Source organism: Neobacillus sp. plas4, assembly GCF_057221695.1.
In genome coordinates this window covers 5,757,225-5,773,249 of record NZ_CM170152.1, presented here as the reverse complement: position 1 = coordinate 5,773,249, position 16,025 = coordinate 5,757,225, and the positions used below count along the sequence as shown (strand labels likewise).

The window sequence follows — 16,025 nt, the reverse complement described above, 5'->3', positions numbered from 1 at the left end:
ATATTTATTAAAAGGTGAATAACTCGTATTCTTCAGTAACGATTGCACCCATTCAGAATAGAAAGAATTTTATACAATGCTTTAGGGGTCTCTTGGAATATTTACCAGAATTGAAAAAAAGGGTGTAACTAGTACTTACTCGAATCCAACTTGTGTATAAAATTAACCATTTATTCCTAATCGTAAAATTGTACAAAAGGGGTTTTGAAAATTGAAGATTGTTACTTGTGGAGATTCTATAACTGAAGGGTTAGGTGTAAATAGTAAAAAAAAGGAATATGGACAGTTATTGACTGATAGTATACATTATACAACTGGAAGGGAAGTGAATTATTTCAACTTAGCAGGCAGCGCTATGAAAATATCTGAAACAATGAAGTATCTACCAGAAATACTTGAAATCAATCCTAATATAGTGCTAATAATGCATGGAATTACCGAAGCAATTGTTAGACCCAAAGACACATCTCTAAGATTTCTACCAAAGAGATACCGTAAAGCAGGTTGGACAGATCCAAGACCCTACTTTTCAAAAAAAATTCACAAAAGAATTGTACAAAAATTAGATTCTGCTTTTCGTTGGAGAGTTAAAAATATGTTAATTAAACTGGATGGTGGAGTTAAATGGAAAGAAAAAAAAATATTCAAGAGTGAACTGGATTCCTTTGTAAATTCTATTTTAAATTATGCAGATTCTAAAATCATATTGATAACTCATTGTGGCATTGACAATCGTTTTTATCCAGGTTCACTAACTTCACTCGAGGAATATAAACAGGTTGTAAAAGATTTATCTATTGAAAAAACGGAAATGGAAATCAAAAGAGTTTATTTTTGTGATATTTCTAATTTGCTCGACAAGTGGGATGACTATTTTGCGGACCATTTTCACCCGAATTTTATAGGACATGAGAAAATTGCAAATAAGGTACTAAAATTGATAGAAGAAAAACAGATAGTCTAATCCGCAATTGGTACGAAAGTCTAACGTTTGGTAATCACAGGTGATAGTATTTCAAGTTATGGTCATAGGGACTCAACTGGAAGGTGTAAAGACTCATGCGGGAGTACGGGGCAGTGGGAGGATCACGCAGGCCCGATAACACTGAGGAGGCTCCCAGGCACGCCCGTGGAAAGTGAAGCACCTTGAGCGGATTCAACAGGCCAGTTCGCAGAAACAAACCTAGTAAAAATTTGATTAATATAAAACGAAAATTGCCGAGAAAGATACCCTTTCTCGACAATGAGAAGACTACTAGAGTCTTCATTTTATAGAATTTTTGCAGGTATACCAACCGAGGTCTTTGAGGGAGGAACAGACTTTATAACTACTGCATTAGCGCCAATTACAGCATCATCACCTATCTCTATATTTCCTAATATTTTCGCTCCCGCCCCAATAAAAACTCGATCACCTAAAAGGGGAGGACCAAAACTTTCTGTGGGGGTATCTTTAAATCCAATTGTAACTTGGTGATAAATAGTACATTTGTTGCCAATAACTGCTTTAGGGTGAATAATAATTCCATTTCCACCGTGTGGAAGTCGAAGACCTGCTCCTATCTTACTTTTTGCTGATATTTGAGCGTTATTGCAAATCCTAACAATTATTAAATCTAATATTCGGTATATAATCCAAAGGATTTGTTTAATGATGGGTAATTTAAGTTTATAAAAAACCCAATTTCCAAATCTGTATGAAATTAGTAAACATATTACCAACGGATCACTTTTATTATTAACTTTAAAATCGGCTTTAAGGTTTTTCATTATGCATTCCCCTTTTTGATCTGTAATAAACAAAGTATATAATATTTTGTTAAAATTTGTTTTATTATTTTTCTATGTTATCTTGGAAACCATTATTGGATTTATAAAAACAAACAAAAGGAACCTTTTAGGATTCCTTTTGTTTTAAGCAATTTTAGATAAGTAATTTTCTTTTATTAATGGTTTCTTTTTACCAACAATAAACGGTAAATATTTATTTACGACACTTATAAAAGGAATAGAAAAAATTAAAGTAATTATAAAATATACGATTGAAAAACTAAACGCTTTTATATATGGCAAGTTCGGTGGGAAATAAATAACCTTTTGAAATATAGTAAATATAATTGGATGTAGCACTAACAGAAAAAGTGTATTTTCCCCTATATATTGTAAAAAAGCTTGTTTGTTAATTATTTTTGAAGTAATAATAATAAATCCGATTCCTGTGATTCCTGATAAATAAAATAAAAGGAAATTACCGTACTGGTTAGAGAATATATCAACTTTGTCATTTAATATACCAGAAATTAGATTAGGGACTAAGAAAAATAATATCATTGATGGTTTTGTTATTTTTTTAAAAGTTTCTTTAAATGCTTTCATTAAATAACCAAGTGCAAAGAATAATAAGACAATTAATGATGCGTCAATGTTCCATGGTAATGCATTATGATTTAATGAAACATAGGCAACTCCTAAAATTGAAATACAAACAGAACTTATTAAAATTTTTATAAATGATTTTGCAAACATTTTTAAAATAATGAAGAATACAACTTCTGTCATAAATAAGCAAGTAATAAACCAGAGTGTACCTACATGTGAAGACCAATCGAAAGTTCTTATTGATAAAAAGCTACCAGTGACTAATTGAAAAAAATTGAAATGTCCTGGTTCACCAACTATTCCTTTAATGTAGTACCAAATTATAGTTATTATCGATAAACAAAAATAAGGAATTAACAAAGATGTACCTTTTTTTCTAAAAAATTTACTGAAGGTAGGATACTTATCAAATGAGAAAAAATATCCGGATAAAAAGAAAAATAAAGGCATATGGAAGGTATAGATGAATTTCATTAATTCTTTGGGTAAGTGTGTATGACCTAAAATTACAAAGACCATACCAAATCCTTTCGTTACATCAACCCACTCAAGTCTTGACTTAGACAAACTTTCACCTACTTTATTTTTTTAGCAACCTATCAAAGTATATAGCGGAAGCTTGGTATTATCAATGGATGAAAAATTATGAAAATACTTTCTTTATTAATTCACATTTGGAATTAGTTGTTTGTCGAAGATTGATAGAAAACTTGACTAGTAGTTTCAAATTGACTTTCCCATTAATTCGGGAGAGGCCTTAGGTTCCATCCCTATTTTTTTGTTTTGGAGGCGAAAGAAATTGAAATTATTGCATATTACATATCCGATTATTGATTTGGTCATGCCTCAAGAAGTCTTGCAGTTATAAGGCAATTACTTATCATCCTGAAGTGGAAATTATCATTTACAATTCTTTTGAGCTATCTTTTATCAAAGAACGCTACAATCTGACCGAGTTTAGTTACCGAAAGTTTAAAGCAGACATTTGATACTCCTTGGAAAGGGCAAGAAAAAGAGTTTTTGTTAACCCAAAATATTCATCTCGTTGATACGATATTTCTCTGTGATATTTGAGGCAGTTGATCGGTTAGGGATTCCTTCCGTTGGTATTTCAAACTTCACCTGGTATACAGTTTATCAAGGATGGATAGATAATGTTGAGTTAACAACATTTAAAAAGGCTTAAAAAATATAATCTATTTCTATTCTTTGTTGGAAGTAAAGATCAGTTGCATAAGTTCTGATGATTCGAGAGAGATCGGTTTAAAAGAAGAGAGGTTCGGTTATCCAGTATATGATAAGAAAATACTATGCCATGGTCTTGAATGAAAATTGGGGTTGATTCACTTGAAAAACTGCTAACTGCGTCTTTCTAGTATCCTATTATGTTGAAGTAAGCCATAAGAATGTATCAAATACCTACAGATTATATAGAATGGCAAAATTATATTGCAGCCTCTGACTTAGTGATCTCAAAAGTAGGCTGGGGGATGATTGGTGAAGCACTCAGTGCAAACGTTCCTTTGCTCATACTGAGTTGATGGCTTTTAAACTCATCCTAATAAATAAGCTCAAAAAGTTTCTGCACCATTAAATATTCAATCGTTGAACATTGGTCGATTGGCTAAGAACTGAAATGGATAGTAATGATTTAGCTCACTCAAATCAGGCTGAGAGAAGTCCCAATGATTTGTTGCGGTTTTTATAATGAAACTATTAGCTGTGGTAAAAGTTATTATGCCACATGGCAGGTAATATTGAAGGGCAAATTGGAACTATTTTAGAAGTTTCGATTAAAACTACTTTGAAGAAGAAATATGTTAAGTATTGGCAAAACGATTTTTAGGTAGGGTAAAATGAAGTGTACTGAAAGTGGTCGTTAAACAACAACATTAAAGGCATTCTTTTTATGGCTACTGGAATCATACATATGAAAAAACGAGGAGGTGTATCATATGTATATGCGTATAAGGAATTGGTGGGCCCTTGCTACGATTGCATGGATGATAGCAATATTCTTCTTTACACAGCTACCGTACTTCACAGGACAGAACACAGGAAAGGTAATCCAAAAGGTAGTTGTCTCAGAAAAGGAATCGCTTAACGTAACGAATGCTGCCCCTATTGATACCAATGAGCTAAATCTACTAGTAAGAAAGACAACACATGTCATCGTCTTTGGAATTCTAGCATTTTTACTGTTTAAATCACTAGAAGCCTTGAGGTATTCATATGTGCTGGCATGGTGCCTAACGGTGTTCTATGCCATAACCGATGAATGGCACCAATCCTTTATGCCGGGGAGAGTAGCGGCTTATCAGGATGTTTTATTTGATTCATTTGGGGCGGTTTTAGTTCTATTATTTTGCTATTTTATAATTAGACGGAAGAAAGAAAGTTTTAGAGTTTGATTATTCTTTAATAAAGTGTTTGTTTGGTAAGAGTGGTAGAAGGATATTAAATTAACAATTATGGAGTCAGACCCTACCAAGCGCTTACCAACCACACCTTTTCTACGACAATTTTTTTAAAAATCAGGAAAAGTTCGTTTGGTTAAAGGGCTTACGCGCTATTTAATTAATCGATCAATTGAATTTACTTTCGTTAATCAATCGTCTGATTAGAAGTGCTCTAAATGCCGTCACCAATAAGTTTTAACCTCCTTAATGTTAAAAATATTGTCGAGATGAGGTCCAAGTAAAAAGTAGGGAAGGCTTTTTATGATACATATTTTATTAGAAGCTATATTATTTTCAAAACAGTCGTTTTAAGGTTTATGCAAAATTTGAGGACAGGACGGTTATTGCATAGGATTTTGATGTAGCAAGTGAAAAGGCCAAGAAACGATTGAAAGCCCTTCTCACGTAAGTAAGAAGGACCTGTGTTAGAGATAACGAAATGGATCTGTCAATTTACTCTAACCAAAAACATAATACTCTCTCATTAGTCTGCTTTATCCTATGTCATCAATTAAATCCTGAGGCTGGAGGAACGCTCAGCAGTTGTAATGCTAGTCTGATTGATGTTGAATGTTGTTAATAGCCTGAATAGCAGCCTTTGTTGGATGTTGATCATCACGACCAATACCGATTGAAAACTCTTCTGATAGATGTTGGACCTTACCTGGTCTTTTATTGGCAAACGCTTGGATGGTGCCATCTATATAATGGAAAATCTCTACATAATACAATTGACCATTGCTCTCGAATTTTCTCCAAATATTCAATTTAACAATTTCAATGTGCTTCTTGTTCATTTGAGGACCCTCATTTACTAAAGATTAATTTTTCCGGGGATTAATTGTTTCTATTATATTCTATTAGAGTATTTTGAAGGGACTATGGAACAGAAAAGGGAGAAGTATGTAGAAATTTGATTATCTTTTAAATTTGCTTGTCTGACATAACACGAAACAAAAGGAGAATAACGCCTTCCATTATTCCCCTCGACCTAAACCCTTTTCATCCATCCTCTTGAAATTCTCATACTCTTACGCAAGTCTTTAATGACTAATTCCACACATCCTTCTTTATTAGTATGTGTTCCATTACCTCTCAATCCCATTTATTTTTCCAAAGTTGGAATGATCATCGTAATTTCATTTGTCATTTTTTGGTTTAGTGAACTCTTGTTCAAATAAACTATCAAAATTTATACTTTCGTTAATTTTTTTAATAAGATCCTCTGGTGGCATCCCTAATCCCTTAGCAAGTTTAAAGATGGTATAGAGTGACGGTGCTTTTTTGTTTCTTTCAATTTCAATTATATAGGTACGATCTAAGTTAATGTTATTCGCCAGTTTTTCTTGAGTCAAACCTTGTGCTATACGTAAGGTGCTAATCACTTCTCCTATGTAAATGGTTTTTTCTTTCAAGGAATTCTCCTTTTTAAACCAATTACATAACTAAGGGTGTTATATCTCCACGGGCTATAGACGACAAACGAGCTCTTTTTAATAAATAAATATTAGGGTTCACTAATTTGGGGATTTTTATAGTCATCTTGATCAGAATGAACGCTGCCAGATCACTTTTATTTAATAAGATGCGATCTATTATTTGGGCGTGAATTATTTCCTTGTATGTCAGAAATATGCATTCACTCTTTCAAATACTGGATCTTTTCCATTTCTATAATAAATTCTGAAGCTTTTATACCAAGCCCGGTAGCAAGGGCTAGTATGGTATATAGACTAGGCAGTTTAAGATTTCTTTCAAGAATACTAATATAGGAACGATCTAATCCGCTAAGGTTAGCAAGTTTTTCTTGGGATAAACTCCGTTCCTTTCGCAGTCTTTTTAATGCCTTACCAAAATCCAGGTGTAAATTACAATCCACCAAGGAACTCCTCCTTTTAATAGTAGCTATCGAATATAGGGTTTTTATTTTTTGTTTTCTTCTTTTAAAATATCAAAATTATACTTGCCTGATTTCTCCTTAAGAAGCTGATGTTTATTGGGCGGTTCCAGATAAAAAAGGAGGGGACTAACTTGGATTCCTCTTTCCGTTGTAAGGCGTTTTAATTGATTGGCTGTCTGAAGTTTATTGTTAAAGGCAGTTAATTTTGCATCGACAATTATGAAATGGCCGTTGCTTAATGCTACCTCAGTCTTGTTTCCAATGGTTTTGGTGTTAATAATATGTTCAGGATTAAACCAGATGCAGTCATGTTTTTGTGGTGATTTGCTTGGGAAAAGGCAAACGCTTTGATACGGATTCACAATGATGGGACATTTCACTGTCTTATTAAGAATGAATTTTGCTCCTGCCATTGCTCCCCGTAAATCAGAGCCTATGTATTTTAATGTATCGTCTAGTAAATTTAGCGGTGCTCTATCCACTAGTAAAGTTGTTTTTCCTGCCATAATCCTGGAACATAGTTTCCCATTTTGGTCATATTCACCCATCATTAGTATTACTTTTTTATTAATATAGAAATTATTAACAGTTCTCCACTCCTTTGGATAATAGGTTTGAAAAAGGTTTCCACACTCCTATTTTAAGAGGAGATGTATGCGGTTACCTTAAAATCTATTATAAGGTGAATAGGACATTTTTACCGCAGACTAAAGTACCAGGATTCGCCATAATTCGGGTGAATTTTGACGAAAATACGACAGTTTTTGCGTATTGGTTCCTTTCGTGTTCTAAATGGCAATGATTCTTTATTCATTTGGCTGCAGCCAATCCCAGTCAGGGTCTATACCATCGATAAAAGCATGGGATATATACGTTTTAATCCCAACTGCAGTTATTTTTTCTAAATAGATTTCTATAAATTTATTGTTTAAGATTCCATAAAAGTAGGCGATCGGATTTTTCACAAGATTGGTCTTTTTAATCTTTCGAATCAGTTGTCGAAAGGCTTTGATCGAGATGTCTAGTATACCCTCTGTGTCATTTGTACACTCAAAGCGGAAAGCAGCAATTTGTACCATCTGCCAAAATTCCTCAATGGTTTTTGCATCGGAGAAAAAGCATTTAACCAGCTCAATAAAGGGTTGTGGAATCCGGCTGCTTACATAGGAATAATCTAATGTTGACGGTTCTTCGTAACGTTTATTTATCTTTTGATTATTTGTTTTTAAAAGATTATTAGTTTTATATTGGTGGTTCATTTTTTCCTCTTTGGGTAGTTCATTCGATGGAAAACGATTAAACTGATATAAATTGCTAGACTGCGAACCGTTTTTCCTTTCTGTTTCAAAGACTGTGATGATCCCAAATCCCTTTGCTTTCAAAATCATTCGTTTAAAGGTAGATCTTGATATGCCGTTATCATGGTAATGTTCGTGAATTGATTTTAATAGGGTCCCAATTTTTGCATTGCAAACGCCGGGGATCTTGGCTGCAAACCGCACGAGCCTTTTTAATCCGACCAGCTCCCCTTTCGTAAAATCATGCTTGTGTTCTACTAACCACATTTCCATATGATGATTAAATTCCTGAAGGGAACTGAATTGTGAAAACTGCTTAAATTCCCTAGTGTTACCAGATTTTATACTCACGATTACTAACACCCTTTCATTTCATAGCCTTGTTTAAGTTTTCCTTCGTGAGGGCTTTATGTTTTGTGAAGGCTCACGACCGGCACTTATACAATAACGAGATTGGCTGAATAAATCGAACTGCCATATTTTATTTTTAAGGGCATTTTTAGAGTGAAACGTCAAAAAACGTGTTTAAAAAAGATTTTTTCTGGCGATTTTTGTATTTTGGCGCCTGTAACTGCCCGAATTTTGTCGGAGATAGTTAGATAGTTAAACTGTGATAGGATATGAAATGCAGCTGAATATTGTTGGGGTGCTTGGTTATTAATCTTCTTTCCGTTTAGGAAGGAGGTGACCATAATGGATGCATTTCTTTTGAAGGAAATAGTGCGTAAAATAGGAGCAAATTTTTTTCGGAGGGCTGTTCTAGAAAACGAGAAAACCACCCCGAGTTGAAGCTAAAGGGTGGTGTACATAGATTGGATTTTTTATACGTGGTACGCATAAGCACTTTGATACAGACGTTCCAGAAAAAAGTTTTTTCACCGTTGATTACACATAAAAAAATTAATAACTTGTTAAATTATATAATGGTATAATTTATATAAAATACCACCTATTAGGAGGGTCCGAGTTTTGAAGAGAGTATTTTTATCCCATAGCAGTAACGATAAGAAAAGCTATATTGAACTAGTGGTAAAACAACTTGAAAAGGAGATTGGAATCCAAAAAATCGTTTACGATAATTTAACATTTGAAGAAGGAATGGGTAACTTAGAAGAAATCGAAAAAGGTTTAGAGATTACTGACTTATTCGTAATCTTCTTGTCTAGTTATTCCTTAGAATCCGAGTGGGTTAAAAAAGAGCTAGAAACTGCATATAAATTATTTAATGATGGTAAGTTAAAGAGAATTTATCCAATTATTATTGACACTAGTATAGATCATAAAGACACTAGAATACCTGATTGGTTGGTAAGAGAATATAACTTAAAACCAGTAAGTAGACCTACTGTTGCAGCAAGGCGAATTATTCAAAGAATGAGGGAGATTAGTTGGTCTTATAACCCTAGAATAAGGGAAAGAGATAGGCTTTTTGTTGGTAGGAATGAATTATTAGGTTTATTTGAAGAAAGAGTTGACTCATTTGAAATAGATCCTCCAGTATGTTTAATTGCTTCTGGTTTAAGGAGTATAGGGCGAAGAAAACTAATTAGGAACTGTCTAATTAAAGCAACCATAATTGATGAGTCATATATATTACCTTCAATAACTATAGATTCACATGAAAGCTTAGAGGATTTTATTATTAAAATCTATGACTTTGGATTTTCTTTAAATATGGATTTAACTAATCTAATGTTTAAAGACATAGACGAAAAAATTGGAATTGCAGTGGAATTATTAAAAGACTTTCAAAAGTCTAAGGAGATTCTTTTAATAATCGATGATGGGGGAATTGTGACACCTCAAAGGGATATATGTTCCTGGTTCTTAAAAATTGTCTCTAGTGATCAACTTGCAAATCGTCTTACTATTAGTATTGCGTCCTCCTTTAGGGTTCATAGACATAGTTTAAGAAGGAATAATTCTATATTTGCATTAGATGTACCTGAACTAGACAAAAATGAAAGAGGAGGTTTATTAAAACGATACTCAAACATAGAAGGCTTAAGTTTGTCTAAAGATGACTTGGAATATTTCGGGGATTTATTAAACGGATTTCCTGAGCAGGTATTTTATACTGTTGATTTGATTAAAGATAAAGGTTTATTGGGTACAAAAGGTGAATCACATCTTATAGTCGATTATAACAGTGAAAAAGTAACTTATATTTTGGAGCAGTATGACCAAGAGGATTCTCGTCAATTTTTGTATTTTTTATCGGCATTCGATTTTATAAGTTACCAAATGATATTTGATATTGTAGAAGAAAATGCTTTTTACAGGGATTTACTAAATGAATTTGTTGCTAAAGCAATTTGTGAAAATATAGGAGCAAATTTAGAATACATAAGGGTAAACGATACTATTCGTAATTACCTAATTAGGCAAAGGTTATTCATACCAAAGATATTTCAAGATAAGTTGAATGATCATTTAAGTAACTTTTTAAAAACTTATGATAAAGAGGATAAAGATGCTTCGGATTTCTTCTTCTCAATGAAACAGGCATTGTTATTAGGTGAAAGTATCAATGAAAAATATATAGTTCCTTCACATTATTTAAAGACTATGAAAGAGCTTTATGATAAGGGAAAAAGGGATAGTGATGTTGTAAGTTTGGCAGACAAAGCATTACAAAATAAAAAGTTCATGGATGAACGAATAAAGCATGAAATCCAGTATTATTTATGTTCCTCACTAGCTCGCTTAAAAAGAAGTAGGTTTCTAGCTGAAGTTCAACATATACAAGGCGCCGATCATAACTTTTTGTTAGGATTCTACTATAGATTAACGGGAAATGATATAAAAGCTATTGAGAAGTTAAATCTAGCTTTAGAAGAAAGACCTAACTTTACAAGAGCTAAGAGGGAACTTGTTGTCGCTTATAATAACGTCGAAGAATATGAAATGGCATTTAATTTAGCTAAAGAAAATTATGAACAAAATAAAAATAATCCATATCATATACATGGGTATTTTACTTGCATATCGAACAATAGTAACGATAGTTTGATAAGTGGTGGAGAACAGATGAAAAAAGAAATCTTGAAAGAGTTAATTAGTAATTTAAGAAAAATTGATTCTGACATTGGAAAAAGTTTGTATTATAGGTTGCAGGCTGAATACCTAGCGTTTATTGAAAATGAAGAAATTGAAGCAATTAAATTAATTGATTATGCAATTGATAGATTTAATGATGACCTTTACCCATTATTTACTAAATTTTCAATTTGTGAGAAATTTAATCGAATAGAGGAAATGGAAGTAGTAATAAATTTATTAGAAAAGGAAGTAACTAAGGGCAGTAGGTTCTATAAAAGCCTATTAAAGAACCAGGCAATTTTACTAGCCAAAAAGGGCGATTTAACAACTGCATTAAGAATTATTGATAATATTAAGTACACTGAAAATGCATTTCTTAGATTAAAGGCAAAACTAGAGAGATATTCCTATCAGTTAATTTAAAAATAGGTGATCTAAGTGACCCTCACTCCCTATATGGTGATTCCTTGACCGGGCTATTGATTACACCAAGTTAGTATCTAGTTCATCATTGCAAGAAATAACTAAAAGAAAAAGCCTGATTTTAATTAATCAGGCTACTTTGTGTTATAGAGCGAATTGCTTATCATGTCATTTCATCATCAAGTAATTCTTGGTGATACTTTTTAAATAGAAAAGGAAAATCATTAGGATTAATCTCCCTCACAAAAATAGACTTCAAGTTATCTTTTACATAATCCTATATTTGTAATAATGGTGCCATTACCTTTCAAAGAAACTCCATTTAACAACACTAGTAGGAATTGCAGCCATTGCTTCTGGAATCACTGGAGTCATGATGTGCCTATCCAACAAAAGAGTAGCAAACTTTGAAGTGGTTCGAATATTTTTAACAGGGTGACACGTCAGAAATGATGGTAAGCCGGAAAATAATTTATGCGAGTGCAATAATGGAATTCCTCTAGATTATAAGCCTCCTAAGTCTGCTTCTTTTTCCATTTCTGGGGCATGATGGTTCAAAAGGGCTTTTTGAACTTTGGATCTTCAAAAGTGCTTCAGGTCCCTCCATATTCAAACTGTATCACCTTGTTCTACTTTATATCAAAGAAAGAAGAGCAGTGAATAACAGATATTAAGGGAAGGGTTTGAATACCTGTTTAAACAGATTAAAAAGGAATATAAATATAGCTAGGTGCCAGTGCAGCAAAATCATGACCCAACTATCTAAACCCTTTGCTGCTCCGTGAGTTGCTTCGCCTAATGCCGCAACATTCACATCGGTCTTAAATCCAATCGGAATCCTAAATTCTTTTTCTAACGTTTGTTTTTACTATACAACTTCGTGGTTCATGGTAAAAAAGTTTAGTAGTTATGGTAGCCGTGATTACAAAATGTGGTCGGTTATTGATCATCGGACTATTCAACTGTTCTAATAGAATAGTTAACAAATAGTAAACCATGACTATTCCCGTAGTTTTTTTGAATCATTTATATTGTACTACATTAATCCAGTTGGTAAAATAGTGGCAGTTAATTTCAAATAATTGTAAACATAATAACTTTATAGACCCACGCGTGTTCATGGTTTATTAGGGTTAAAGAATTTAAAGGAAGTAGTGGGATACTATACTACTACCATTTATTCTATTAATTGTAGCAGGAGTACCAGCTGTTGCAGCCATTGCAGGTAAAAACTATATGACTAAAGAAGAGTTTTATCTTCAAAATGCAAAAACCTGTAATGAATTGCAGGAAAATTAAATATCCATATAAAATATAGAGTATATCTCTAATTTGTTGAGCAATAAATAAATGATAGGGACTAGGGTAAGTTTCCCACCCAGTTAAAGTACAAAGCGGTAATGCATAAAAGTGTTGGTGGAGAGAAATGCTCTCTGCCTTTTTTCTATGAGGACCATGGCGAGGACCAATGAGGAAGGTTCTTCCGGTAATTATGGACATGAGAACCGTCCCCGCGGCTTTGTTAGAAGAAAATTTTAATGATTAATTTGACCCACCCGAAAAACGCAATCCATAACGGGACACTTAAAGAAGTACCCCAAACTAGTCCGTAAGCGAAATTTCCTTGATTGTTCATAGAAATCCACTCCCTGCTAATAGTTGTAATTTCTCGGTACATACATAAATTATAACCAAAAACGCTTACAAATAGAATCATTCCAAATTCATATTTTTACAGTGCTTAATTTAAAAATAGACCTGCAAACGACATAGAACACAACAAATTTTCTATGATAGAAATACTATAGGTTAAAGATAGCAAAAAGAGGTCGAGAAAAAACGAGAAGCATGTCAAAATGAATGATTTGTTTTCGACAAGGGTTTGGATGTGAATCCATAAGCTATTTTATCTATGTTTCTCTCAAAAACTGACAAGTTTCCTATATTTTATTGAGTAAATTGGAAGAATATGATATCTTTTATAGATACATTACTAAAACTAGAGGGTGAAAAAATGGATTTTAAGTCAACTTTGAAAAAGGGTTCTGTGATTGCAGCACTTAGTTTGAGCTTATCTGCTTTTGCTGCTGTTCCAGGAAACGACGTGCTTGCAGCAGGAAATGCTAATCCCCATGCACAAAAATTAGTAGATTCATTGAAAGCATTGAATATTGGAGAAGTAGATTATTTATATGCGTATTTACAATCTATTACTTTAAGTGATGCCGAGTATAAAGGGATTCTTGATAATACTCAACGTGTAAGCCAACTTTTGAAAGGTGCAGCGAATCCGCAGGATCTTCCTAATGCTACCAAAGCAGAAGTGGGACGCTTGTTCCTAGAGAGTGTGAAATTAGCCCATCTTCAAGCATCCATTGTCGACGAGAAGGGCAATCCTATTGATATCTCTACCTACAAGGTCGACGGTACGAACCTTTTAATCCAGTTAAAGGATTTAAATGGGAATTTACTAGCAACGGTAAATCCTAAGAGAGAGGATTTAAGTATCCCTGCTCTTCAAGCAAAAATGAACGCACTTAAAGGCGCTGTTCAAGCTAAGAAACAATTAGACAAAGAAGGAAAGTTTGTGCCAATGCCAAATGCCCCACTTCCTAACACAGACAGCAACACTGTGGACTATATGGCACTAGGCGGATTATTAATTCTATTAGGCGGAATTGCGGCTGTTCCAGCAGTAAGATTAGCACGCAAATCCGAAATCGAAGCTTAAGAAATCATGGAAAAAATAAGAAAGAAAAAGCGGAAAAAGAAGTGGTATCAGAAGTATAAATGGGTGCTGCTTAGTTTTCCTCTTTTACTTATTGTTGCTGGTGTTGGCATTGTAGCTTATTTTGGATGGGATTTATCCAAGCAGACTGTCCTGTTAGCCCACGAAGTGGTCGATGAATACGAACCAGAATTACCCACTCAGAGATTTGACCAGCCTTGGCCAAAACTGCCAGACCCAGGATCATCCATCGGTGAGTTACAATTTACCACCATTGACTTAAATGTTCCAGTTGTCCAAGGCACTCATGAAAATGAGTTGAAAAAAGGTGCGGGTCATTTTGCCGGCAGCGCTTTGCCTGGACAAGGCGGCAATGTTATTTTAAGCGGTCACCGGGATACGGTATTTCGAAAGCTTGAACACCTTAAAGTAGGTGACCAAGTGACTTTTGATACTCCATACGGTGAATTTGTGTATGAGACCACTGAATTAAAAGTTGTCGCAGCAGATGATATGACGGTCATGGTTCCTACTGATTACGAAACCCTTACCTTAACAACCTGCTACCCTTTTAACTTTATTGGGGATGCCCCGGATCGTTATGTTGTTTATACGAAATTGATTTCTAGTCCGATCATTGCAAGTAATAATTAAAAGAAGCAGCCTGATTTTTAGCAAATCAGGCTTCTTTGTGTGGACCAGGGGGACGGTTCTGGTGGCTTTTTGGTGCCTGTCACTCCTCGGAATTTTTTCGAAGATTGATAGGCTTTTTGATAGGTAGAAAATGATAGTAAAAAATCCTGGATAACAAGAAAATCACTCTACGCTGTCACCAGCATTAAGGGGTTTTTGATATACTTTGGTATTAATATAGGAGGAGTAAATCAATGGATGATTTTAGGAGAATACCATTAAATGTTGAATTTATTGATAAAACATCAAAACCTTTTATTGATTGGAGCTTGTGGGTTCCCATTATCGTATCAATTGCATCTGTGATCTTGGTATATTTACAAGCCCGACATACGAAGAAAAATAATGAAGAGATACTAAAGCAACAAAGAGAAATAGGGGAAGCCAATATCAAGGCTGATGTGGTTTCTAAATCAAGGATAGATTGGATTCAAAAAGTTAGAGAGGAATCTGCAAACTTTATAAGTGATTGTTATAAGTATGTGGATTACGCTATAACAACTGGTTTGGTTTTTAAAGAACTATCAGCAGAAGAACTGAGTAGAATTCCAAACAACTCAGTTGCTAATGATAATTTTGTAGGGCGTGCTGCTATTGGAGTCGAAAGGACAGAAAATCCTCCAACAACAAGGACTGAAAGTGATGAAATTCCAAAGGAAAGAGAGATAATTAGAAATCATATATATAAAACTGGAAATTTACTAATTCTTTACTTTGGTCCTGATGAATCTAAAACGAACATGAAAATTGTAAAGCAAATCAATGACATATTTGATCTAGTAAAGAGCGATGTAGTTCATGGTAACTTAGAAGAAGCTATAAAGGAATTCAGAGACGAAATAAGAATTTATTTGAAAGCGGAATGGAAGAGAGCTAACGGAACCATAGGGGATGAAAAAGTAAATGAATATCTTGATGAATTACGCAGGAGTATTGAAACAGAGGGGCGTTAAGTTGTCTTATATCGACGCAATCTACTATCACTCCCTGGAGGACCATGGGGACGGTTCGAACCACTGAAAAAGTCCATTTAACATTGGACAGTCCGGCTGTATGTATAAAAATCACGTATCAAAAAATAACGTTTTCCTATATTTGATATA

The 16,025-nt window shown here is 33.8% G+C and carries 14 protein-coding genes and 1 pseudogene; 7 read left to right on the top strand and 8 right to left on the bottom strand.

What is annotated here, in order from left to right:
• Positions 1-211 precede the first annotated feature (211 nt).
• Positions 212-964 carry an SGNH/GDSL hydrolase family protein gene (locus AC2TFD_RS28730; protein ID WP_484674546.1) on the top strand — a complete coding sequence of 251 codons (753 nt, stop codon included), beginning with the start codon at positions 212-214 and terminating at the stop codon, positions 962-964.
• Positions 965-1,269: 305 nt separating this feature from the next.
• On the opposite strand, the gene AC2TFD_RS28725 is transcribed toward AC2TFD_RS28730, so the two are convergent.
• Together AC2TFD_RS28725 and AC2TFD_RS28720 are read right to left on the bottom strand one after the other, a co-directional pair.
• The gene (locus tag AC2TFD_RS28725; RefSeq protein ID WP_484674545.1) at positions 1,270-1,770 is read right to left on the bottom strand and encodes a serine O-acetyltransferase; all 501 of its coding nucleotides are present in this window, start codon (positions 1,768-1,770) and stop codon (positions 1,270-1,272) included.
• Between the two features lie 144 nt (positions 1,771-1,914).
• The gene (locus AC2TFD_RS28720) at positions 1,915-2,946 is read right to left on the bottom strand and encodes an acyltransferase family protein (RefSeq protein WP_484674544.1); all 1,032 of its coding nucleotides are present in this window, start codon (positions 2,944-2,946) and stop codon (positions 1,915-1,917) included.
• An 839-nt stretch (positions 2,947-3,785) separates the two neighbouring features.
• Here AC2TFD_RS28720 and AC2TFD_RS28715 point away from each other — a divergent pair.
• Positions 3,786-3,920, top strand: a complete 135-nt coding sequence (locus AC2TFD_RS28715) for a glycosyltransferase (RefSeq protein WP_484674543.1) — start codon at positions 3,786-3,788, stop codon at positions 3,918-3,920.
• 414 nt (positions 3,921-4,334) lie between these two features.
• Positions 4,335-4,790: a VanZ family protein gene (locus AC2TFD_RS28710; protein WP_484674542.1), complete on the top strand. Its 456-nt coding sequence runs from the start codon at positions 4,335-4,337 to the stop codon at positions 4,788-4,790.
• A gap of 599 nt (positions 4,791-5,389) precedes the next feature.
• On the opposite strand, the gene AC2TFD_RS28705 is transcribed toward AC2TFD_RS28710, so the two are convergent.
• The 5 genes from AC2TFD_RS28705 to AC2TFD_RS28685 form a co-directional block, all read right to left on the bottom strand.
• Positions 5,390-5,635 (bottom strand): hypothetical protein, encoded by a 246-nt coding sequence (locus AC2TFD_RS28705; RefSeq protein WP_484674541.1) that lies wholly within the window; start codon positions 5,633-5,635, stop codon positions 5,390-5,392.
• Between the two features lie 342 nt (positions 5,636-5,977).
• Positions 5,978-6,253 carry a helix-turn-helix domain-containing protein gene (locus AC2TFD_RS28700; RefSeq protein ID WP_484674540.1) on the bottom strand — a complete coding sequence of 92 codons (276 nt, stop codon included), beginning with the start codon at positions 6,251-6,253 and terminating at the stop codon, positions 5,978-5,980.
• Positions 6,254-6,477: 224 nt separating this feature from the next.
• A complete protein-coding gene (locus AC2TFD_RS28695; RefSeq protein ID WP_484674539.1) occupies positions 6,478-6,717 on the bottom strand; it encodes a helix-turn-helix domain-containing protein in 240 nt (79 codons plus the stop codon).
• Between the two features lie 44 nt (positions 6,718-6,761).
• The gene (locus AC2TFD_RS28690; protein ID WP_484676385.1) at positions 6,762-7,310 is read right to left on the bottom strand and encodes a competence protein ComK; all 549 of its coding nucleotides are present in this window, start codon (positions 7,308-7,310) and stop codon (positions 6,762-6,764) included.
• A gap of 234 nt (positions 7,311-7,544) precedes the next feature.
• A complete protein-coding gene (locus AC2TFD_RS28685) occupies positions 7,545-8,387 on the bottom strand; it encodes a hypothetical protein (RefSeq protein ID WP_484674538.1) in 843 nt (280 codons plus the stop codon).
• Positions 8,388-9,005: 618 nt separating this feature from the next.
• Between AC2TFD_RS28685 and AC2TFD_RS28680 the strand changes: the two genes are divergently transcribed.
• Positions 9,006-11,501, top strand: a complete 2,496-nt coding sequence (locus AC2TFD_RS28680) for a toll/interleukin-1 receptor domain-containing protein (protein WP_484674537.1) — start codon at positions 9,006-9,008, stop codon at positions 11,499-11,501.
• Between the two features lie 745 nt (positions 11,502-12,246).
• Here the strand turns inward: AC2TFD_RS28680 and AC2TFD_RS28675 are convergent.
• Positions 12,247-12,366, bottom strand: a pseudogene (locus AC2TFD_RS28675) (ROK family protein); the annotation flags it as partial.
• Positions 12,367-13,515: 1,149 nt separating this feature from the next.
• Here AC2TFD_RS28675 and AC2TFD_RS28670 point away from each other — a divergent pair.
• From AC2TFD_RS28670 to AC2TFD_RS28660, 3 genes are all read left to right on the top strand, one after another.
• Complete coding sequence (locus tag AC2TFD_RS28670; protein WP_484674536.1) at positions 13,516-14,232, top strand: cell wall anchor protein; 717 nt, start codon at positions 13,516-13,518, stop codon at positions 14,230-14,232.
• Between the two features lie 6 nt (positions 14,233-14,238).
• Positions 14,239-14,883: a class D sortase gene (locus AC2TFD_RS28665; protein ID WP_484674535.1), complete on the top strand. Its 645-nt coding sequence runs from the start codon at positions 14,239-14,241 to the stop codon at positions 14,881-14,883.
• A 233-nt stretch (positions 14,884-15,116) separates the two neighbouring features.
• Entirely contained in the window at positions 15,117-15,875 is a 759-nt protein-coding gene (locus AC2TFD_RS28660) for a hypothetical protein (protein ID WP_484674534.1), read from the top strand.
• Positions 15,876-16,025: the final 150 nt, after the last annotated feature.

What these genes read in the sequence shown, in the direction of transcription:
- AC2TFD_RS28725 (WP_484674545.1), bottom strand. Translation starts at nt 1,770, where the DNA reads ATGAAAAACCTTAAAGCCGATTTTAAAGTTAATAATAAAAGTGATCCG.
- AC2TFD_RS28715 (WP_484674543.1), top strand. Translation starts at nt 3,786, where the DNA reads ATGTATCAAATACCTACAGATTATATAGAATGGCAAAATTATATTGCA.
- AC2TFD_RS28710 (WP_484674542.1), top strand. Translation starts at nt 4,335, where the DNA reads ATGTATATGCGTATAAGGAATTGGTGGGCCCTTGCTACGATTGCATGG.
- AC2TFD_RS28705 (WP_484674541.1), bottom strand. Translation starts at nt 5,635, where the DNA reads ATGAACAAGAAGCACATTGAAATTGTTAAATTGAATATTTGGAGAAAA.
- AC2TFD_RS28670 (WP_484674536.1), top strand. Translation starts at nt 13,516, where the DNA reads ATGGATTTTAAGTCAACTTTGAAAAAGGGTTCTGTGATTGCAGCACTT.
- AC2TFD_RS28665 (WP_484674535.1), top strand. Translation starts at nt 14,239, where the DNA reads ATGGAAAAAATAAGAAAGAAAAAGCGGAAAAAGAAGTGGTATCAGAAG.
- AC2TFD_RS28660 (WP_484674534.1), top strand. Translation starts at nt 15,117, where the DNA reads ATGGATGATTTTAGGAGAATACCATTAAATGTTGAATTTATTGATAAA.